General features: G+C 36.5%; 17 protein-coding genes. 11 read left to right on the top strand and 6 right to left on the bottom strand.

Annotated elements, in window-relative coordinates; genetic code table 11:
- Positions 1–913: 913 nt before the first annotated feature.
- Entirely contained in the window at positions 914–1,468 is a 555-nt protein-coding gene (locus ACFINC_RS00470; protein WP_375615620.1) for a copper chaperone PCu(A)C, read from the top strand.
- A 108-nt stretch (positions 1,469–1,576) separates the two neighbouring features.
- On the opposite strand, the gene lysM is transcribed toward ACFINC_RS00470, so the two are convergent.
- Complete coding sequence (gene lysM, locus ACFINC_RS00475; RefSeq protein ID WP_375615621.1) at positions 1,577–2,032, bottom strand: peptidoglycan-binding protein LysM; 456 nt, start codon at positions 2,030–2,032, stop codon at positions 1,577–1,579.
- Between the two features lie 386 nt (positions 2,033–2,418).
- Between lysM and ACFINC_RS00480 the strand changes: the two genes are divergently transcribed.
- The 6 genes from ACFINC_RS00480 to thpR all read left to right on the top strand — a co-directional run bounded on the left by ACFINC_RS00480 (position 2,419) and on the right by thpR (position 7,684).
- Positions 2,419–3,141 carry a response regulator transcription factor gene (locus tag ACFINC_RS00480; RefSeq protein WP_375607942.1) on the top strand — a complete coding sequence of 241 codons (723 nt, stop codon included), beginning with the start codon at positions 2,419–2,421 and terminating at the stop codon, positions 3,139–3,141.
- A 39-nt stretch (positions 3,142–3,180) separates the two neighbouring features.
- Positions 3,181–4,965, top strand: a complete 1,785-nt coding sequence (locus ACFINC_RS00485) for a stimulus-sensing domain-containing protein (RefSeq protein ID WP_375615622.1) — start codon at positions 3,181–3,183, stop codon at positions 4,963–4,965.
- Positions 4,966–4,988: 23 nt separating this feature from the next.
- Positions 4,989–5,453: an HPr kinase/phosphatase C-terminal domain-containing protein gene (locus ACFINC_RS00490; RefSeq protein WP_375615623.1), complete on the top strand. Its 465-nt coding sequence runs from the start codon at positions 4,989–4,991 to the stop codon at positions 5,451–5,453.
- 135 nt (positions 5,454–5,588) lie between these two features.
- Positions 5,589–5,987 carry a PTS sugar transporter subunit IIA gene (locus ACFINC_RS00495; RefSeq protein WP_375608968.1) on the top strand — a complete coding sequence of 133 codons (399 nt, stop codon included), beginning with the start codon at positions 5,589–5,591 and terminating at the stop codon, positions 5,985–5,987.
- Between the two features lie 17 nt (positions 5,988–6,004).
- Positions 6,005–6,298, top strand: coding sequence for an HPr family phosphocarrier protein (locus ACFINC_RS00500; protein ID WP_375615624.1), 294 nt, complete (start codon positions 6,005–6,007; stop codon positions 6,296–6,298).
- Positions 6,299–7,144: 846 nt separating this feature from the next.
- Positions 7,145–7,684 carry an RNA 2',3'-cyclic phosphodiesterase gene (thpR, locus tag ACFINC_RS00505; RefSeq protein WP_375615625.1) on the top strand — a complete coding sequence of 180 codons (540 nt, stop codon included), beginning with the start codon at positions 7,145–7,147 and terminating at the stop codon, positions 7,682–7,684.
- A 108-nt stretch (positions 7,685–7,792) separates the two neighbouring features.
- Here the strand turns inward: thpR and grpE are convergent, their stop codons facing one another.
- Together grpE and hrcA are read right to left on the bottom strand one after the other, a co-directional pair.
- The gene (gene grpE, locus ACFINC_RS00510; protein WP_375615626.1) at positions 7,793–8,455 is read right to left on the bottom strand and encodes a nucleotide exchange factor GrpE; all 663 of its coding nucleotides are present in this window, start codon (positions 8,453–8,455) and stop codon (positions 7,793–7,795) included.
- A gap of 125 nt (positions 8,456–8,580) precedes the next feature.
- Positions 8,581–9,651, bottom strand: coding sequence for a heat-inducible transcriptional repressor HrcA (hrcA, locus tag ACFINC_RS00515; protein WP_375608972.1), 1,071 nt, complete (start codon positions 9,649–9,651; stop codon positions 8,581–8,583).
- A gap of 501 nt (positions 9,652–10,152) precedes the next feature.
- Between hrcA and rdgB the strand changes: the two genes are divergently transcribed.
- Entirely contained in the window at positions 10,153–10,800 is a 648-nt protein-coding gene (gene rdgB / locus ACFINC_RS00520) for an RdgB/HAM1 family non-canonical purine NTP pyrophosphatase (RefSeq protein ID WP_375615627.1), read from the top strand.
- The gene (gene hemW, locus ACFINC_RS00525) at positions 10,797–11,996 is read left to right on the top strand and encodes a radical SAM family heme chaperone HemW (protein WP_375615628.1); all 1,200 of its coding nucleotides are present in this window, start codon (positions 10,797–10,799) and stop codon (positions 11,994–11,996) included. Before rdgB ends, hemW begins: the two co-directional genes overlap by 4 nt.
- Before the next feature lie 1,873 nt (positions 11,997–13,869).
- Here hemW and dapE read toward each other — a convergent pair.
- The 3 genes from dapE to ACFINC_RS00540 all read right to left on the bottom strand — a co-directional run bounded on the left by dapE (position 13,870) and on the right by ACFINC_RS00540 (position 16,829).
- On the bottom strand, positions 13,870–15,042 hold the full coding sequence (dapE, locus tag ACFINC_RS00530; protein WP_375615629.1) for a succinyl-diaminopimelate desuccinylase: 1,173 nt from the start codon (positions 15,040–15,042) through the stop codon (positions 13,870–13,872).
- A 222-nt stretch (positions 15,043–15,264) separates the two neighbouring features.
- A complete protein-coding gene (locus ACFINC_RS00535; RefSeq protein ID WP_375615630.1) occupies positions 15,265–16,011 on the bottom strand; it encodes a M48 family metallopeptidase in 747 nt (248 codons plus the stop codon).
- A 38-nt stretch (positions 16,012–16,049) separates the two neighbouring features.
- Complete coding sequence (locus tag ACFINC_RS00540) at positions 16,050–16,829, bottom strand: alpha/beta hydrolase (protein WP_375615631.1); 780 nt, start codon at positions 16,827–16,829, stop codon at positions 16,050–16,052.
- 196 nt (positions 16,830–17,025) lie between these two features.
- Here ACFINC_RS00540 and infC point away from each other — a divergent pair, with 196 nt between their 5' ends.
- Together infC and ACFINC_RS00550 are read left to right on the top strand one after the other, a co-directional pair.
- Positions 17,026–17,544 carry a translation initiation factor IF-3 gene (infC, locus tag ACFINC_RS00545; protein WP_026500140.1) on the top strand — a complete coding sequence of 173 codons (519 nt, stop codon included), beginning with the start codon at positions 17,026–17,028 and terminating at the stop codon, positions 17,542–17,544.
- A 593-nt stretch (positions 17,545–18,137) separates the two neighbouring features.
- Positions 18,138–19,904: an ABC transporter ATP-binding protein gene (locus ACFINC_RS00550; RefSeq protein ID WP_375615632.1), complete on the top strand. Its 1,767-nt coding sequence runs from the start codon at positions 18,138–18,140 to the stop codon at positions 19,902–19,904.
- The last annotated feature ends 847 nt before the right edge of the window (positions 19,905–20,751 follow it).

Genomic DNA, 20,751 nt, shown 5'->3' on the forward strand with positions numbered 1-20,751 from the left:
CTTCAAGCAACATAAAATAATAATAAACTGCAAGTCGCAACAAGCCTTGCTGCCTCGTATATAAGAACAGGCTTTTATTGCTACAAGAGAATAATGAGAGAAACATCTCCAAAATAAAAAATTTCTTTTAAAATAGGCACTCTAATGACCTATAAATACCATATTTATGAAAGACTTGAGATTATAATATATTTTTCTTGCAATTCTCAACAAATATATCTGTCTATAAAAATTAAAAAATAAAAAGAGTGATTGCACTTTTGTTCTTTATCTCCCACCTTTAATAAAAGATACTCACATAAAAGCTTTTTAAAAATATCGCTTAAAGGCGAATAACTTATATCATAAATATTATAACCCTTCCTTAAACTAAAATAGACATCATATCTTATGAAGCTATTTTTTACGAGACTCCTTCATAATGTTAAGCTGTACTTTTCCAAATACGCATATCAGTAAAGACATTCTCTATCAATCTCCTCTCAAAAACTCCCCTTCTAATGGCCTCATTGTTCACCGCTATCTGAAAGCTGTGCTCTAAACCCACCTAAAAAGCTTTTTTACTTGTATAATTCTGAAATTTGAAAACATATAAAAATGCACAAAGATATCGCAATATTAAGCTTTGATAAAGTATATGATCGGTTTGGTTTGTCTCTATTAAAAAAATAGTGATGCACTATAAATTTTATACTGTTTACAAATAATATTATAAGATAAATATGGAAACGTTGAGAAATTTTTGTCGTTGTAAACTTTACTGTCTTCTTTTAAAATCCTGAAATTCTATGATTTCTATTTTTATATTCAAATCAATTTAAGTTTAATAATTCTCTCTTTTATTTTAAATGAGAACTCTGCTAAAATAAAAAAGGACATTTAAAATGTGAATTTTATGAAGGAGGGTGAATCAATGATGACATCTATTATTAAGAAAATAATAAATCTCATCTTTAAGAATACAATACATGCACAATATCCATACAAAAAAGTTATCATAAATATTGTGTGTATTCTTCTCTTTTCTGCTATAATTCTGCCAGCAAACGCTCAACAATATCAACTTGGTGACATAGAAATTCTCAATCCTTGGACACGAGAAACACCTAGAGGTATAAGGGTTGGTAGCGGTTATCTCTACATTATTAATCATAGTAATACCCCAGACCGTTTGGTTTCTATTTCAACAAACGGCGTAAAAACAACAGAGATACACTCTATGGCAGTTGTTAATGATATTATGAAAATGGAAAAAATGCACAATGGCATTGAAATTCCAGGAAATGGCGAAATTACGCTTAAGCCTGGCGGTGATCACATTATGTTTATGGGACTTTCACAACCATTCAGGCTAGGTGATAAAATTAGTGCAAAATTGACATTTGAAAAAGCAGGAACCATTAATGTTGATTTCTCTGTAAATGCTATGAAAGCTATATCACCTTCTAAATCCATTCCTGCTCATTAAACTCCTTTTATTATAAACACACATGTTATAAAAATAAGGAGCATGAAAAAATTTCATGCTCCTTATGTTTTGTTTAATGCCATCAATCAAAATTATCCCTTTTATGAATTAAGTATGGTCAATTTCAGGAATACGCAAAACTTGCCCAGGATAAATTTTATCGGGAGATTTTAGCATTGGCTTATTGGCCTCAAAAATAAATGTGTTTTTATCACCTTGCCCTTTTCCATAAACTTCTTCAGCAATTTTCCAAAGATTATCACCAGATTTAACCTCATAAAAGTGAGAAGTCTTTCTAGTCGTCGTATCTATAACCTTTAATTGATCAACATCTACAGAAGAGATACCTTGTGAATTGCCAACAACAAGAAGTGCTTTTTCAAGTGTTTCTCTATCTGGAACCTCACCGCTTAAAATAGCTTTGCCATCTTTAACTTGAATATTTACTTTTTCTGTACCGAGTTGAAAATGATCAAATGCTGCCTTAAAGTCTTTTTCTGTTGGTTCATGATCCCCAATACCTAACTTTTCCCCTACAGTTTTAATAAAATTAAAAAATCCCATTATGACCTCCTTTCGTGTAACAGAAACAAATTTTTGTGTATATATCGCCACATTCTTTTCTTTGCTCTTAAAACACATAGGCGGATTTTTTAAACTTCAACAATCAAAACTAAACCTGTTCAATTCTGGGACAAAGACACTAATAAACTGTGCACTAAACTTTGATAAAAAAAGCTTTTATGAAAATTTTCTCTCAAACGAAGGGATCTTAATAGACGTAGAAACATTATAAATTATGAAAGCAAAACAAGATTTTACAGTAATGACAAAAGGGTTTTTACTTTGCTACAATTTGTATCATATTTGTTTTGCAAAAAAAATGTGAACTCCCATATAAACAAGTGTGGGTAATTTGCTACCACAGCAATAGAAAGGTCTAAGAAACCATGAAAGATACACCAACAATCACGCAAACGATTGTACTTGTTGATGATGATCGCAATATTCTGACGTCTCTATCTTTTGCGCTTGAGACAGAAGGATATCGGGTTGAAAGCTATACAGATGGAGCATCTGCACTCAAAGGTCTCACACTTCACCCCCCACACTTGGCTATTTTTGATATTAAAATGCCCCGAATGGATGGAATGGAGCTCTTGCGCCGTTTGCGTCAAAAATCTGATCTCCCAGTTATTTTTCTGACCTCTAAAGATGATGAAATTGATGAATTATTTGGTCTCAAAATGGGCGCTGATGATTTTATTACGAAGCCTTTCTCCCAACGTCTTCTTATTGAGCGTGTGAAAGCTATTTTACGCCGTTCCAATGCACGTAACCAACCGCCTTCTACAGGAACTGCTTCCACCTCTTCTCTTAAACGTGGAGATCTTGTGATGGATCAAGAACGCCACACCTGTACATGGAAAGATAAACCTGTTATTCTAACTGTTACAGAATTTTTGATTCTGCAAACCCTAGCACAAAGACCAGGAGTTGTAAAAAGTCGTGATGCTTTAATGGATGCGGCCTATAGTGATCAAGTCTACGTAGATGATCGCACCATTGATAGTCACATTAAACGTCTGCGTAAAAAGTTTAAACAAGTGGATGATGATTTTGCAATGATTGAAACACTTTATGGTGTAGGTTATCGTTTTCACGAGGTATAAAACTACTTTGTCGCAAAAATTTGAACGGCAATCAAATCGATGACAAACAATTCTCAACTGAAAACTCTACAAAAAACAGCCTCTAACGGCATATCCTCAACGCCATTTCTGATGTTTGCTCGTTTGCATCTTCAAACACAACGTCTCTTCAGACAATTGCTTTTTTCCAGTCTCACACGCCGCATTGTTATATTAAACATTGCTGCCCTTGCCGTTCTGGTTACAGGCATTTTATACCTTAACCAATTTCGCGATGGTTTAATTGAAGCAAAAATTAAAAGTCTATGTACCCAAGGAAAAATTATCGCTGGGGCTATTGCTGCTTCTGCAACCGTAGATACAAATTCTATCCTCATTGATCCCCAAAAGCTCTTAGAGTTACAGGCTGGAGAAAGCATTACACCCGCCCCTCAATCAACCGACTCTTGGGATTTCCCCATTAACCCTGAACAAGTTGCCCCTCTTTTACGGCGTCTCATCACACCTAAAACGACAAGAGCACGTATCTATGATCGTGATGCTACTCTCCTTCTTGATTCACGCGTTCTTTATTCTAGTGGAGAAGTTTTTAGCTATGATTTACCTCCAATAAAAACAGAACAAAACATGTGGGATCACCTTACTTCATGGTATTCACGTATTTTTTATGGCAAAGGTATTGCTCTGGACAGAGAACAAACAAAAACCAGCGGTATTGCTTATCCAGAAGTGTACCGCGCATTAAACGGATCTCTTGCTACCGCCAAAAGACGCAACAGACAAGGTCAATTAATTGTTTCCGTTGCCGTTCCTGTTCAACGCTATCGCGCAGTGGTTGGAGCCCTTCTTCTTTCAACCACTGGCTCCGATATTGATAATATTGTCAAGGGTGAAAGACTGGTTATCTTTAAAGTTTTTGCCGTTGTAGGCAGCGTACTTTTGGTCCTTTCTCTCTTTTTAGCTCATACGATTGCTCATCCATTAAGTAAATTATCTGCCTCGGCTAATCGAGTGCGTAATGGCAATAATCAGCGTGTAGAAATTCCTGATTTTTCAATGCGTGAAGATGAAATTGGTCACCTTTCAACCTCTATTCGTGATATGACCAATGCGCTTTATATGCGTATTGAAGCCATTGAACGCTTTGCTGCTGATGTAAGCCACGAATTAAAAAATCCCCTCACTTCTCTACGCAGTGCTGTTGAAACGCTCCCTCTAGCTAAAAATGAAGAAGCACAAGAGAAATTACTTGAAATTATTCAACATGATGTGCGTCGTCTTGATCGATTGATTACGGATATTTCTGATGCATCGCGGCTCGATGCAGAACTTGCACGAGAAACCGCAGAGATCGTTGATATGACACCGCTGCTGGAAAGTCTTGTTCATGCAGTTCAGGAAGTATACCGTAATACGCAAACTATTGATGTAAGCCTTAATATTATTCCACGTCCTCATGGAAAAGCCTATCTTGTATTGGGACATGAACTCCGTTTAGGACAAGTGATTTCAAATCTTCTTGAAAATGCACGTTCCTTTATTCCCCGTGATCGTGGCAAAATTTGCATCACTATGAAAAGTCATGCTTCAACCCTTATTTTAACCATTGAAGACAATGGCCCAGGTATTCGTTCAGAAAACATTGAACGCATTTTTGAACGTTTTTATACAGATCGACCAAATGAAGATGCTTTTGGACAAAACTCTGGACTTGGTCTTTCTATTAGTCGGCAAATCATCGAAGCCCATAATGGGACAATTACAGCCGAAAATATTATTGATCCCGCACTTGGGAAGAATAAAACCGGTGCACGTTTTATTATTATACTTCCCCTCGCAAAATAAAGCTTTTATCTAAAGTAAAAGACATGAAAACAAAATGTGAAATACTCCACGCAAATTGCCTTAAACTGGGTGAAAAGGGGCTGTTAATTATAGGGCCATCGGGATCAGGAAAATCAACCCTTACCCTTTCTTTAATCGACCGTGCTGAGTGGTCAAAACGTGAAGCAAAACTTGTTAGTGATGATTATACAATGCTGCGTGCGGAAAATGGAAAACTTCACGGGTACACGCCTGACAGCTTAGAGGGCGGTATCGAGATTCGTGGTGTTGGTCTTTATATGATAGAATTTAAAAAACACACAATTATCGATTGTGTTATTTCTCTCGGTCCTGAATATGAACGTTTTTCCACAAATAAAACTTTTCAATTTGAAAATTTGCACATTCCTCTTTTAAAACTACCCTCTCTTCGTGAAGCCGATTGTACAGCCATTTGTCAAGCTATTGAAGCATTCTTGTTTAGAAAAATGTGGCGTAAACCTGTTTAATTTTTTTCTAAAAATAAAAAAATCACATTTTTTGCCTTTTTTTTGCAAATTTTTCTTGGCAGCAAGACAAAGCCTTGTAAAATATCCTTCCCACCAATATGGTCGGATCTTATTAGTTAACAGGAGTTTGCGTAAATGATTGGACTCGTGCTTGTAACGCACGGTGAGCTGGCTGTCGAATTTTTACATGCCGTGGAACATGTTGTTGGAGCACAAGAAAAGTTCGCAACAATATGCGTTTATCCCGATGACGATATAGATCAGCGCCGAGGTGATATCATAGCCGCAGTAACCGATACAGATACAGATCATGGCGTCATCATATTAACAGATGTGTTTGGTGGAACACCATCAAATATAGCTATTCCTGCTATTGAAAAAGGACGCGTTGAAATGATTGCGGGTGTTAATTTGCCCATGCTTATTAAACTGATTTCTATTCGCAAATGTCCTGATATTTCATTATCAGATGCGTTAAGAATAGCACAAGAAGCGGGACGTAAATATATTAATGTGCCAAGTATGATTTCATAGCGGATAATAAAATACCAATGCTTTCCAAAGATACCCCCCCATGTATAAGTCGTCATTTCAATATCTGTAATAAACGTGGGTTGCATGCACGTGCTTCTGCAAAATTTGTACAAACTGTTGACAATTTTAATGTTACTGTTGAAGTTGAAAAGGATGGAAAAATCGTTGGCGGATCATCAATTATGGGACTTATGATGTTAGCAGCCTCATCTGGTTGCAACCTCACCATTCATGTTTCAGGACCAGAAGCAACAGATGCCCTTAATGCTCTTGAAAAGCTCATCAATAACAATTTTGGAGAGGAAAATTAATACCTCTGACTATAAAAAGGATGAATATCCTTGTAGAATAGAAATTTTCCATCACTAATTTGAATTTTTATTGTTTTTTCTACTTTTATAACAATATTCATATCCTCTATGGATTGGCAGAATTGTCATAAACGTTAAATATTTGTAGTAATTTTGTTATGCAAAATTTTTTCTTCTTCTCCTAATATTATTTGGCCAATTTGAATAGTTTTGCGTATTATAGCTATTCCCCAACTTAATCGTATAATTAAATCTTTACAGAAAAGAGAACTCTTCACTTTGTACTGAATATATTTTAAGCTAAAAAAATGTTAAATTGACCTCCTCCCCACACCTCAAAGGATAGGGCTTCTTACCAGCCACTGGCCTATCAACAGTCCAGCTTCTTTCGGCGGGTTCCTCCTGCTAACTACTCATGTAGTCCATTTCATAGGCTCTCCGGGCAAGCCCTGCCTTAAAATACTGATCACGATAGTCTAAAAACATTTAATATATAAAGCTTATAATGCCTTATATCACTGCTCTAAACAACGGTGTTTTACGGCATAATAGGATAATTTCGCATATCAGAAATCTATCGGTTTTTCTTATTTTTTGCTAACTTTATAGCCTTTATAGTGCACAAGTAATCTTCCATTGCCCATTCTTGTGATGCAGATCATGAAAATGCAATTCTTATTGGTATCATAACCATTTTCTTAAAACGAATAAGCTTTGTCCATTCATAATTATGGTGAGCATTTTTAGATATTTTTTCTATATTATTGCCTTATCTTCTATGGTAGAATTCGGTTCTCATTTATTGCGCTTAGCAGTAGCATCTTTTCTTATAAAGAAGATAACATTATGGACCGTCTATTTGGTGCTCTTCAGATTCCTCAACAAACGATCCAACAACTTGTATCATTGCAAAATGGCTTACCAAATGCGCAGTGGATTAACCCGCAAAATTTTCATATCACTTTATCTTTTTTTGGTAAAATTGAAAGTACTACAGCAAAAACACTTATGTACGCCTTTGATACAATAAAGCTTCCTCCTTTTATGCTACAAATAGAGGGTTTTGATATTTTTGGTTCAGAAAATGCTTCTCCCTCTCTTGTTCTTCGCGTTAAACCTTGTGAAGCTCTCAATCTTTTACATAAAAAGATGCAATATATCCGAAATAAATTAGAGTTAAAGCCTGATGAAAGGCAATTTACTCCGCATATTACTCTTGCGCGACTAATCGATACTAAACCTGAAGACCTTGTTCCTTATCTGTTCTTTCGAAGGAATTCTTCATTTTATCCTTTTGAGGTCGATCATTTTGTTTTATTGTCATCGCCATCCCCCTCAAGCAATGCTGTATATCTTGTAAAAGGAAGTTGGGCGCTTCAAAGATAAAAGGGTGTTTATAACACCCTTTAAAGCTCTTTGATTGAGAAAAATCCCACACATGCGAAATTGCAGAGAATGCTGCATTTTACATTGGAAACTTGTTATTGATGTATTTTAAGCCGAATCATCTTCAACAGAAGTTTCTTTTGCTCCTCCTTTGGCTACACCCACTATAGCTGGACGTAGCACTCTCTCTCCAATAATATAACCTGCCTGAACAACTTGTTGAACAGTATTATCTGGAACATCAGCGTTAGAAATTTCAAACATCGCTTGATGAAAGTGAGGGTCAAACTTTTGCCCCTCTGGATGAATTTTTTGCACCCCATGACGTTCTAGCGCTGACATCATGACACGTTCAGTCATTTCAACGCCTTCTGCCAATGATTTCAAACCAGTATCACTCTCCCGTGCACCTTCTGGAATCGCTTCCAAAGCACGATTGAGATTGTCAGAAACAGATAACATATCCCGTGCAAAATTAGCAATAGAATAAGTTCTCGCATCTGCCACATCACGCGCAGTACGACGTCGAAGATTTTCCATATCTGCAGCAAGACGTAAAAGCTGATCTTTCAGTTCTTTATTTTCATCCTGCAAAGATGCTAAAGGATCACTGATCTCATTGCCTTCTTCTTCAACGTCTCCGTGTGATTCTGTTTTATGTGTTTTTAAAAATTCATCGGCCGCTTGTTTAAGTGTATTACGATCTGCTGAATTTTTTAAATCGCAATTTTCAAATGAAGCGTCAGTAAATTTGTTTTTTTCATCAGACATAAAAATTTTATTCCTTCATAAGATTTGTTATTCTCGATATCGAAATTTTACAGACAAAAATCAAGGGGTATGGATGTATATTAATATAATGAGCTTTTATAGCACAAATACTTACCTGCATTGTTTTAACGCAATAACTGTGACACAAGTTGAGCTGTATAATCAACCATGGGCACAATCCTTGCATAATTAAGCCGTGTGGGACCAATAACGCCTAAAGCACCAATGACTCTTTGTTGTGAATCACGATAAGGTGCTACAACTAAAGAAGAACCAGAAAGTGAAAATAGCTTATTTTCTGAACCAATAAAAATTCGAACCCCCGAACCTTCATCCGTTAAATCAAGAAGCTGTGCCATACTCTCACGTGTTTCAAGATCATCAAACAAATGGCGCAACCGTTCTAAATCTTCTTCTGCTTTTACATCTTCAAGCAAATTGCTGCGCCCGCGAACAATGAGGTGTATTTTATGATCAGCATCTTCTCCTCCCCAAAGAGCTAATCCCGTTTCAACAAGATGATGCGATAAATCATCAAGTGCAGCCCGTGTTTCTGCGCATAAGCGGGCTATTTCCCCTTTAGCTTCACTTAGTGTGCGCCCTTGAATATGGGCATTAAGAAAATTCATTGCTTCTGTCAATTGTGCATGGGTAACCCCTTCGGGTAAATGAACAATACGATTTTCAACTTCACCTTGTTGAGTCACCAAAACAGCAAGAGCATGCTCCCTATCAAGACGCACAAATTCAATATGTTTCAATGTTCCTTCTTGTTTTGTTGCTAGAACAAGCCCTGCCCCACGTGAAAGATCTGAAAGAACACGGCTTGCTTGAACAAGAAAATGTTCAACCGATTGCACATGACCAGCCTCTTTGACTTGCATTTCAATATTTTCTCTCTCCTCATTTGGCAAATCACCCGCTTCCATAAAGGCATCAACAAAAAAGCGCAAACCTGATTGTGTCGGCATTCGCCCCGCAGAAACATGCGGTGCATAAATCAAACCAAGATGTTCAAGATCACTCATCACGTTACGAATCGTCGCAGGTGATAATGTCTGTTGCAAAAGCCGCGAAAGATTACGTGACCCTACAGGTTCTCCATCATTAAGATAAGCTTCAACAATATGGCGAAAAATATCACGCGAACGTTCATCAAGATATTTTAGTTCATTATCAATAGTTTTGTGCTTCATCACAATTGTTTCACTACTTAAAAAACTCTTCTCTTATATAAGTTTTACTAAGGGTTGGTCAAATAGTCTATATTATCTTATTGAGCCATAAAATACCATCTTTTAAAGCAATGATATAAGGCATATAATTATGCATTGGGTAGTGTTTGTTAGAGTTATGTGATGGATATTTAAGACAGAGGGCTGTAGAAGTAGTCTGCTGTAGCGACGTGCTAAGAGAAACTGTATTGTTCAAAAACCAATGTAAGTAGAATTTTCGTCCTTTAGAGCAAGTAGAAAATTAGATATTTTCCGTAAAAATGCTATCATGAAAAAGGCATGTCTTTCGTATCTTTTTCAATCGTTATCTTCATAAAATACAAAAAATTTATTTGAATAAAATATCATAAAACATGTAGAAAAGGTCGTATCATGTAAAATCGAGCAGAATATGTGTATATGAGCATTTAAGCCGGTTTTTAGCACAGAAATAGTTCCTCTTGCATTTTTGGAGAAATCTATATGAGAAACATAACAGATAAAAAACTTGTCATTGCTACACATAACACTTGTAAATTGCATGAAATCACTACTTTGGTTGCGCCTTTCGGTTTAATAATACAATCTGCAAAAGAGCTTGGCTTGCCAGAACCAAAAGAAACAGGAATAACATTTGAAGAAAATGCCTATATCAAAGCTTTTTCAGCAGCAAAAAAGACAGGACTTCCTGCCCTGTCTGATGATTCAGGATTAGAGGTAGATGCATTGGATGGTGCGCCAGGCGTTTATACAGCTGATTGGACGATTCAAACCGATGGTACACGTAATTTTCCAAAAGCTATGGAAAAAATAGAAAATAAACTCCAAAAAGTCGGAGCGAAAGAAAAAAGCCAACGAAAATGCCGTTTTATATCCGTCATTTGCATTGCATGGCCTGATGCTCATGCAGATTACTTCCGCGGATGTGTTGAAGGAACATTCGTTTGGCCTCCACGAGGAGATAAAGGCTTTGGCTTTGACCCTATTTTTTTACCAGATGGATATGAAAATACCTTTGGAGAAATGTCAACAGAGCAAAAACATGGCTGGAAACGCAATGACATTCCCCCTCTTTCACATCGCGCACGTGCTTTCAAACTTTTGGCAAAAAACCTTTTGACATTCTCATGAATGAACCTTTTGGCATTTACATTCATTGGCCCTTTTGTGCAGCTAAATGTCCTTATTGTGACTTTAATTCACATGTTCGCATCCATGGTGTTGATCAACCACGTTTTGTCACCGCGTTTGAGCGCGAAATAGAAACGCAATACCCCAAAATAGGCCCACGCCATATTACAAGTATTTTTATTGGTGGGGGAACCCCTTCCCTTATGGAGCCGCAAACTGTTGATGCCCTATTGCAAGCACTTGCCAAAAAGTGGATAGTCGATGATAAAGTTGAAATTACATTAGAAGCTAACCCATCCAGTGTGGAAGCAGAGCGCTTTCGTGGATACCGTGCAGCAGGTGTTAATCGCTTATCTTTAGGTATACAAGCGCTTAATGATAAAGCATTGCGAAAACTTGGACGACTCCATAATGTGGAACAAGCTCTTTGTGCCATTGCTTTAGCACGACAAATTTTTCCACGTTTATCCTTTGATCTCATTTATGCCCGCCCCGAACAAACTCTCGAAGAATGGAAATCTGAAATTTCCCAAGCAATTGATTTGGCAGCAGACCATCTTTCTCTTTATCAATTAACGATCGAAGAAGGAACCGCCTTTAAACGCCTTCATGATGCAGGAAAACTTATCCTCCCCCCATCAGAGCTAGCAGCAGATCTGTATCATCTTACCCAAGAAATAACAGCACTGCGTGGACTTCCTGCCTATGAAATTTCAAACCACGCCATGCCCGGTGCTGAATCAGCACATAATCTTCTTTATTGGCGTTATCACCAGTATGCAGGCTTTGGTCCAGGAGCACATGGACGTTTCATTGAGTATGCACCAAATCATTCCTCTTCCTGTTCAAAAACATCATTATCACACCTTAAAAACCGTGAACGTTATGTCACAATAAATGAAAAGCATCCCGAACAGTGGCTTAATTTGGTAGAAACAACAGGACATGGCTGTATTGAAACAGAACAATTAACCCCTGAGCAACAGGCAAATGAAATGCTCCTTATGGGGTTACGCCTATGCGAAGGCTTAGAACTTATACGCTATGAAACCTTAAGTCCCAAACGCATCCCTATGGAAAAACTGATCGAGTTACAACACCAAGAATTGATAGAAATGGTCGATAACCAACGCTTAAAAGCAACAGCCAAAGGACGTATTGTTCTTAATCACATCATCAGCCAGCTCGCAAACTAAATTTTCCATAAAAACATATTGATTTTAGTCATAATGATCATTTTTTATAGCAAAAGCGAGACTAAAATATTGTAAGATTCCCTTATTTTAAATCTGTTTATAGTCAATTAATTACAACCATTCGCTTACACCTTAAAAATAGGGAATGTGGATAAAAACTATAAAAAAGAGGCAAAATACCTTTTATGAACACTCTCAAATGAAAGATATCGCAATATTTTGAGCTGGAAAGTGTATAGTGGTCTAGCTTTTTTCATAAGCGCAAAGATGATGAAATACTATAGACTTTATACACTTCACGGAAAATTCTATATTACACTATTCATAAGAACCATTGTAGCACGAATGTGATAAACATTGAGAAAATTTCTTTAAAACAAGCACATGAATATATAACACGATGATTTTTGTTCTTTATGAGATCGTGGCACTATTAAAGAACCAGAGACATAAACATGAAACAATCTCTATTATTTAAAAGATATTACTCTAGATCCTTTTGAAAACTGTAAAATCGCATGAAAAAGGATAGTAAAAAGGTACGTTTATTTTCACCTTTATGCTTTTATATCCTCCCTCAATGAGACTGTATATCTGCTTGTGAAGAAGCAAAGCCGAGCACCATCACATAACTTTGCCAGCTCGTGGGTGTTGCGATGGCCCTTGGCACTTGAGACGGTTCATAAGAGACATTTGTATTCCTTTCTTCTATAGTTTTTACCCACACACTCATCTCGCTTGTTATGTGCAAGCAAATGATTGATTGATTTAAGATAAACAGGTTTGAAATGAGAGAATCCTCGAATATTAGGGCTCTTACCCAACATGCAAAACAATGAATTATTCTTATAAATCAATGTGATGTATCTTAAGAGATTACAAAAACAGATATACATGCAACATTTTATCTCACCCTGACATATAAAAACTGTTGTAACAAAGAAAATTGTGAACCAATATTTGAGACATGCCGTTGTGTGCTGGATATTAATTTATAGGTAACAGCAAAATCACGAATTTTATTAAACACACAATGCCATAAAATCACAAATATACTAAATATGAATCGGCATTGCTTCGTTGGCGAGCAAAATGGTATTTGTTGCATATCATCTTACTTGTATGTGTACATGCTTATGGGTATCTATACACGTCCTTTAAGGTTATTTTATAACTAATTGAAAATAATAATATAGGACAATCCTTGGCTAAAAAAGTCAATGTGATGCTATAGAAGAATTTCTATATATCTTTATCATCAAAAATATTAAAGCTGATTGGATAAGCTTACTTTCTATCTCATAATGATTTTTTCTACAATAAAGGTTCTTTGGAGTAAAAAGAGCATGGCAAAATATATGGATAAAATAAACTTGAAGCGTATTTCTATAGGCTTTATTTTAAGAGAAGTTCATTGAAACAAGGAAAGCATTTTATGAACATGCAGAAATCATATTAAGACATGTGGTATGAATGAATGCATTTACGTTGTACGAACTTTTTGCAACAGCAACGTATTTTTGTATATCTTTGTGGCTTCAATCTGTCATCATACAATTGGTGATATAACTGTTCATTGTTTTCCATATATGCTTGCGTGTTAACTTCCCCCTACATCTTAAAGGACAAATATTTTTAACACAATCTTGTCGCACAGTTCTGCTCCTTAAAACAGATTCTACTTGACTTTCCACTCATGAGATTCATTTAACGAAAGACTCTACAGGCAAGAATCTCAACTTAAGAATACTCACCATACACTCTAAAACTATTTAATATATTAAGTTTTACGAATCTCGTATCACCACACCTTAAATGGCAATATCTTATGGCACAACAAGATAAAGGTATTTTTGAACCAGCAATCATTTCTTTATGCAAAAAATTCAATAATAAAACGCTCATAAATAGTAGTAAGAGTTTCCACGGCTTCAAGAGATACACACTCATCTACCATATGCATCGTTTGCCCTGGTAAGCCAAATTCAACCACTGGGCAATAATCCTTAATAAATCGCGCATCTGAAGTACCACCAGAAGTAGAACATTCTGGTATACTCCCTGTTACACTTTTAATAGCATTGGATAAAGTTTGAATGAGTTTATCATTTTTAGTCAAAAAAACATCCCCTAAACTTGGAATCCATTCAAGCTGATAAGAGGGATATTGATCACTATTGTTTTTTGCTTGCACCAAAGCAAGGCGCTTTTCAATTTCCTCCATCAGTGTTTCTTTTGTCCAAAGATCATTGTAGCGTATATTAAAACGAACCGTTGTCTGCGCTGGAATAACATTGACTGCCAAGTTACCAGTATCGATGGTTGTTAGTTCTAAATTACTCGGTTGAAAATTCTCTGTCCCTTTATCTAAAACGGTTTGTGTCAATGCTTGAATAAGCTTACTTGCCAAAGGTAAGGGATTGGCAGCCCTCTCTGGAAAAGCAACATGACCTTGGCGACCCTTCACGGTAATGACACCAGAAATCGATCCGCGGCGACCAATTTTGATAATATCACCAACAGTCTTTACGCTTGTTGGTTCTCCCACAAGAGCCGCAGTCCATTTTTCGCCTTTTTTTTCTGCCCATTTGAGAAGTTTTACCGTACCATTAACGGCAGGTCCTTCTTCATCACCAGTAATTAAAAGGCTTACCCTTCCTTTAATGGGTCGTTTCTCAAGAACTCGCGCTAGAGCCGCAATAAAACAAGCGATACCACCCTTCATATCAACAGCACCCCGCCCATATAATTTCCCCTGATCTATAACAGCTTCAAAAGGTGGATAAGTCCAATCTTCCAATGCGCCTGGCGGTACGACATCCGTATGACCCGCAAACATAAGATGGGGTCCTTCACTTCCCATTTTTGCATAAAGATTTTCAACATTATCTGTATTTTTATCCGTAAAAACAGGGCGATCGACGTGAAATCCCATTTTTTTCAAAAATTGTTCCAAAGTTGATAAAGCCCCTGCTTCATGAGGTGTAACAGAAGGACAACGAATAAGTGCCTGTAATAGCTGAAGTGGATCTGTAAGAACAGACATAAAAAACCTTCCCATTTTTTTATAAGTCATCGGAACTTAGGGTTATTACGCTGAATTACAAAAAAGATAAAGCAAAACATTGAAGACACTCAGCAAACCAAGCAGGGGAGAACAATCGTGCTGAGAGCTTCAATGGCTTCCTCATTATGCATGAGCAAGCACACATTCAACAAAACACTCAACAAAAAGTTCCGTTAAATGTTGTCTTCATTTGAAAGTTTTTTACGCCTCTAATTTATATGAATCAAAATTAATTGCTTGCAATCTATGAGCATTTTCCTTCAACCAAGCACGATACGTTTTACTATCAGGACATAGTTCTTCACAAAGAGCCCAAAATCTTGGTCCGTGATTCATTTCAACAAGATGAGCAACTTCGTGGGCAACAACATATTCAACAACTTCTTTGGGTGCCATAACAAGGCGCCAAGAAAAAGAAAGGCGCTTATCTATTGAACAAGACCCCCAACGACTTTTCGTATCTTTGTAACAAATTGATTTGACTTTACGCTCCACCTTATGAGCATAATGCGCCACCAAAGGTGTTATAATAAGTGCTGCTTGTTTTTTCAAAACGTCAGCAACGCGTCTTGGAAGATATTCTAATTGACCATAAACAATAATTTTAGGTCCTTGTTCTGCATCTGCTGTAATAATTTCTGTTATCCCACGTCCCTCTCTATGCTTTATGGTATGGGAAACACCTAATAAAGGAATCATCGCTCCCTCTTTTAGAGAAGTATTTTCAGGAGAGATTTGTACACGCGCAAGACGTGACTCTATCCAAGAACGATGTTTTTCAATAAAATTTTCAACAGCATAGAGATTTATCGTTGGTGGTGTTGTTACACAAATCTCCTGACTTCTGGCATCAATACGTAAGGTAAGACGGCGCGCGTGCTTATTTTCCTGCACCCGTACAGGTACAGAGCGATCAGAAAAAATAAAATGTTGTTCAGAAATGCTCATATATTCTTATCTTCATCATTAATAAATAAATGCACCCCTTATTTTGCATTAATCTGATTAATAAAAGATCTCAATACTGTTTCAAGGCAATCTAAATCTTGTGGACGAGAAAAGCGATGATCTGCATCACGAACAAGTGTCAATGTTACATCATGGAGAGGTAAATGATCAAGTAAAGTCAATGTATGCTGATAGGGTATCTCTTCATCTTCCATCCCTTGTAGAATATGAACTGGACACCCAACATCAATGCATCCTTTCATAACACAATTTTCGCGTCCATCTTCAATCAATGTTTTTGTAAAGGGCATTGGCTCTGTATCACCAACAGCAGGTCGTTCAATATAGCCTTTTTCTTCCAAAATTTTCCATTCTTCTGGGCCTAATTTTGGTTCTACCAATGTTTGTGTAAAATCAGGCGCTGGAGCAATCAATATCATGCCAGCAAGCTTCTTATTTTTTTGTGCTAGCATCATAGCAAGCTTTAGCGCAATCCACCCCCCCATAGAGGAACCAACCAAAATTTGCGGCCCCTCACAATAGGTTTCAAAAACCGCTAAGCTTTCCTCAACCCAACGCGAAATTGTTCCTTGAAAAAAATCACCTTCAGATTCTCCATGTCCAGAATAATCAAAACGTAAACAAGATAAATCATTCTGCTGAGCAAACTGATCAACTAATGTTGCCTTACTTCCCAACATATCGGATTGATAGCCAGGAAGCCAAACCAAACCTGGAGATTGGCGCCCCTTGCGATAGCGTACCGCAAGTGCGGTGTTCTCAAACGAAAAAAACTGGCAAGGAATATTTTGATCCATGATTCTTTATCCTCCATAAAACAATTTCTTTAAATTAAGAGAAAAACTTTTATAATCTAAATCATTCCAAAAAGTAATAAATCAAATAATGAAAATAACACGAATTATAGTTGTTTTTAGGTGCATAATTGTATATTAAATTAACTGTAGTTGAATCAAAATTTAAGGAGCATAAACCATTCGTAAACCGTTTAAAATGACACCTACCCAAAAAGACGGACCACGTTCAAATCAGGATATTCGGGTACCTCATGTTCAGCTTATCAATGATGAGGGACAACATCAGGGAGTCGTTGCGATACAAGAAGCTCTTGCTATGGCTGCAGATGCGGGACTTGATTTGGTTGAAATTGTACCAAATGCGGAGCCACCTGTATGTAAAATCATCGATTTGGGAAAATTAAAATATCAAACCCAAAAAAAAGCTGCTGAAACACGTAAGAAGCAAAAAGTCATCGAAATCAAAGAGATTAAGATGCGCCCAAATGTTGATGTCCATGATTATGGAGTCAAACTCAAGGCTGTTCATCGCTTTATTGATCATGGTGATAAAGTAAAGATTACTTTGCGTTTTCGTGGTCGTGAGATGGCTCACCAAGATCTTGGATTAAAGCTTCTTCAGCGTGTGAAAGAAGATACAAGTGAAATTGCCAAAATCGAATTGGAGCCAAAGCTTGAAGGCCGGCAAATGATGATGGTGATAGCACCTAAATAGTTTTGCATTGGAATAATATTCGCATGCAACTCATCAAAATGATGTGTATAGTATTATTTAGAAGCACCACATAGAATTTTTGTGGTGCTTTTAAGGTTTTATAAATGTGTATAAATCCTTTTAAGAGTTTAATAATGCTTTATCAATTTATAAGAAGAATTCGTTATTTTGCATATTAAATGAGAAAACTCAAACATCGTAAGGTCTTCTTATTTTAAGCTCTCTTATCATGCAATGCGGCAAAATTGTTTGCTTACACATCACAAATGGAGATGATACATAAAATTATTAAAAAAGCAGAAATGTTTTGTGAACCATTTCAAGTGCCAAAGGCTATCACAATATGGAAATTGGTAAATACAATAGTGAAACTCGCCGGTACCTTTTATTGAAAACTAAAAATAATGATGAACAACGAATTTTCGTTATACCTTTCACAGAAACTTTGCACTACATTCTTCACTCTCACCGTTGTGAAATTGATGTGATGAACCTTGAAAGAGAAAGCTATTTTTGTAAAAAAGATTAAGGGGCTTTTTAATTAAGAGTGTTTCAATCTTGCATAAAATAATGAGAGAATATAGAAGCTCTTCATGGCTAAAAAACAAATTTCCTCTTTTGACAAACATCTTATTATCCGCCTTTTGCGAGAAAATTTTCGTAAACATATGCGTTGGTACAGTGCGGCTATCTTCTCAATGATCATCATTTCTTGTACCACAGCAACCAGTGCATGGATTATGCGGGATGTTGTTAATCAGATTATTGATGCACAAAATTTTCCTATGATTGTTTTGATTTCTAGCTTCATTGCTTTTATTTTTATTCTCAAAGGAGTTGCAACTTTTGCCCAAACTTATTTTCTGAATAAAGCAGGCAATAGTATCATTGCTGAACAACAACGCAAAATTTTTGCACGACTTATGGAACAAGGAGTCTCTTTTTATCATAATAACACTTCATCTGATCTTCTTGTTCGTGTAACTCACAATGCTACAGCCGTACGTAATATCATGGATACTATTATCACAACTTTTGTACGTGATTTGCTTTCCGTTAGTGGTCTGTTGCTTGTCATGTTCATTCAAAACTTTGTGTTAATCTCCATTACTTTACTCGTAGGACCACTAGCTTTTTTAGGCGTTCGAATGGCTTTAAAACGAATTCGCAACCTTATGGAAAAAGAGCTCTTTTCACTTGGTGAAATTATCAAAATCGTACAGGAAACGGCTGTTGGCATTCGAGTTATTAAGGCCTTTTCACTAGAAGAAGTCATGAAAAAAAGAATGGATAAAGCCATTTGTGATGTTGAAAAACAAACAAATCATATTGCAACACTCGAAGCTATTACCAATCCGATTATGGAAACACTCACGGGTGTCGCCATTGCTGGTATTATCTGTTTTTCCGGTTACCTTGCAACTCAACGCGCAGGTGTTCAAGGTGAATTTATGTCTTTTATTGTTGCTTTACTTTTAGCTTATGAGCCTGCAAAAAGACTAGCAAATGTACGCGTTAAAATTGAATCTGGTTTGGTCAATATCCGTACGATGTTTGAAATACTTGATCGTCCCCTTACCGTTATAGAACATAAAGACGCTAAAGATCTGAATAAAACGCAAGGAGCTATTCGTTTCGAACATGTTTCTTTTGCCTACACTGATAACAAAATAGTATTAAAAGACATCAACCTAGAAATAGAAGCTGGCAAAATGACAGCCTTGGTGGGACCATCCGGTTCGGGAAAGTCAACCCTTATCAACCTTATTATGCGCCTCTATGACCCCACAAAAGGACGCATATTGATTAATGATCAAGACATTCGCTACACAACATTTCGCTCTCTGAGAAACCTGATGGCCTATGTAGGACAGGATACTTTTCTCTTTCAAGGAACTGTTAAATATAATATCGGGCTTGGAAAAGAAGGAGCTAGTGATGACGAAATTATCGAAGCAGCAAAAGCAGCAAATGCTCATGACTTTATTATGAGTTTGCCAAATGGTTATGATACACAGATAGGTGATAATGGCTGTACTCTTTCAGGGGGGCAAAAGCAACGACTTGCTATTGCTAGAGCAATGATTCACGATAGTGAAATTCTGATTCTTGATGAAGCAACGAGTGCGCTCGATTCACACACCGAAGCACAAATTAATGAAGCCATTCACCACCTTACTAAAGGACGCACAACGATCATTATTGCTCATCGCCTTTCAACGATTGCTCGTGCTCATAAAATTGTGGTCATACAAAATGGACAACTAATTGAACAAGGTACTCAGAAAGAATTGCTCGCAAAAGAACATGGATTTTATAAAAAACTTCATAATATTCAATTCAAAAAACACACGTCATAATTTCTAGATACTTACATAAAATTTGAAATAAGAAATTGATAGAAGATAACACTCCATTTGTAGAACAGAAATGTTACCAAAGAAAAGGATTCCCTCAATCAAGGATTGGCAAAGAAGTGATGCTGTATTAAGAATAAACTTCTTGCATTTAGATGAAAACTAGAAATTCTACCTCCTATTTTGTTGAATGCAATTAATTTTAACAATGAAACTTGAGAACAAAAATCCTCTCCTTTACTCAAACAAATGATGAAACATTCGTAAGTATTATGAATCCTCAAAGAGAGAAACATCAAATTTTGAAAAAATTGCCTGCAGATTATGATGATGAATTGAGATCACTTTTTTCGTGTTTAATCCTTGTACTGACAATGTTTTCCTCCACACACCTTAAAGGACAAAGATTCCTACTCAATTTGATTTGTAAATAATCCAGATTCTTATCGAGTTCGTTTCACTTGATAACGACGTATGCGATTCACTATACAAGGCTCAACAAACAAGCTCTACCTTAAATATTCACCACAGGCTTTCAAAACATTTGGTCAAAGAGGCTTCCATACCTTTTACCACACCCTCAAATGATGATCTTTTATGGCACAGCAGGATAAGCTAACAATTATAAATTGTGCTGCAAATTATAGATACACTCCATGTAAAAGAAAAATATTGAAAAAATAAGAGAGGATTTTATAAAACTTTTTTACTGTTGTAGCTTGCTTTAAAGCAAGCTTTGCTGTTTTTTCTACATCTAGAAACTAAAATGATATTCCTCCAATACCTTAACTGCTTGAAGAGTTTATAAATGCACAACGTTAATGCTTATATAAGGCTATGATTCAATATG

Origin of the sequence: Bartonella sp. AP58NXGY, from assembly GCF_042195785.1 — a bacterium.
Classification (GTDB): domain Bacteria; phylum Pseudomonadota; class Alphaproteobacteria; order Rhizobiales; family Rhizobiaceae; genus Bartonella.

Bases quoted from the DNA above. Each gene is read 5' to 3' on its own strand.
- ACFINC_RS00470 (WP_375615620.1), top strand. From the start codon at position 914: ATGATGACATCTATTATTAAGAAAATAATAAATCTCATCTTTAAGAAT.
- lysM (WP_375615621.1), bottom strand. From the start codon at position 2,032: ATGGGATTTTTTAATTTTATTAAAACTGTAGGGGAAAAGTTAGGTATT.
- ACFINC_RS00480 (WP_375607942.1), top strand. From the start codon at position 2,419: ATGAAAGATACACCAACAATCACGCAAACGATTGTACTTGTTGATGAT.
- ACFINC_RS00485 (WP_375615622.1), top strand. From the start codon at position 3,181: ATGACAAACAATTCTCAACTGAAAACTCTACAAAAAACAGCCTCTAAC.
- ACFINC_RS00490 (WP_375615623.1), top strand. From the start codon at position 4,989: ATGAAAACAAAATGTGAAATACTCCACGCAAATTGCCTTAAACTGGGT.
- ACFINC_RS00495 (WP_375608968.1), top strand. From the start codon at position 5,589: ATGATTGGACTCGTGCTTGTAACGCACGGTGAGCTGGCTGTCGAATTT.
- ACFINC_RS00500 (WP_375615624.1), top strand. From the start codon at position 6,005: ATGCTTTCCAAAGATACCCCCCCATGTATAAGTCGTCATTTCAATATC.
- thpR (WP_375615625.1), top strand. From the start codon at position 7,145: ATGGACCGTCTATTTGGTGCTCTTCAGATTCCTCAACAAACGATCCAA.
- grpE (WP_375615626.1), bottom strand. From the start codon at position 8,455: ATGTCTGATGAAAAAAACAAATTTACTGACGCTTCATTTGAAAATTGC.
- hrcA (WP_375608972.1), bottom strand. From the start codon at position 9,651: ATGAAGCACAAAACTATTGATAATGAACTAAAATATCTTGATGAACGT.
- rdgB (WP_375615627.1), top strand. From the start codon at position 10,153: ATGAGAAACATAACAGATAAAAAACTTGTCATTGCTACACATAACACT.
- hemW (WP_375615628.1), top strand. From the start codon at position 10,797: ATGAATGAACCTTTTGGCATTTACATTCATTGGCCCTTTTGTGCAGCT.
- dapE (WP_375615629.1), bottom strand. From the start codon at position 15,042: ATGTCTGTTCTTACAGATCCACTTCAGCTATTACAGGCACTTATTCGT.
- ACFINC_RS00535 (WP_375615630.1), bottom strand. From the start codon at position 16,011: ATGAGCATTTCTGAACAACATTTTATTTTTTCTGATCGCTCTGTACCT.
- ACFINC_RS00540 (WP_375615631.1), bottom strand. From the start codon at position 16,829: ATGGATCAAAATATTCCTTGCCAGTTTTTTTCGTTTGAGAACACCGCA.
- infC (WP_026500140.1), top strand. From the start codon at position 17,026: ATGACACCTACCCAAAAAGACGGACCACGTTCAAATCAGGATATTCGG.
- ACFINC_RS00550 (WP_375615632.1), top strand. From the start codon at position 18,138: ATGGCTAAAAAACAAATTTCCTCTTTTGACAAACATCTTATTATCCGC.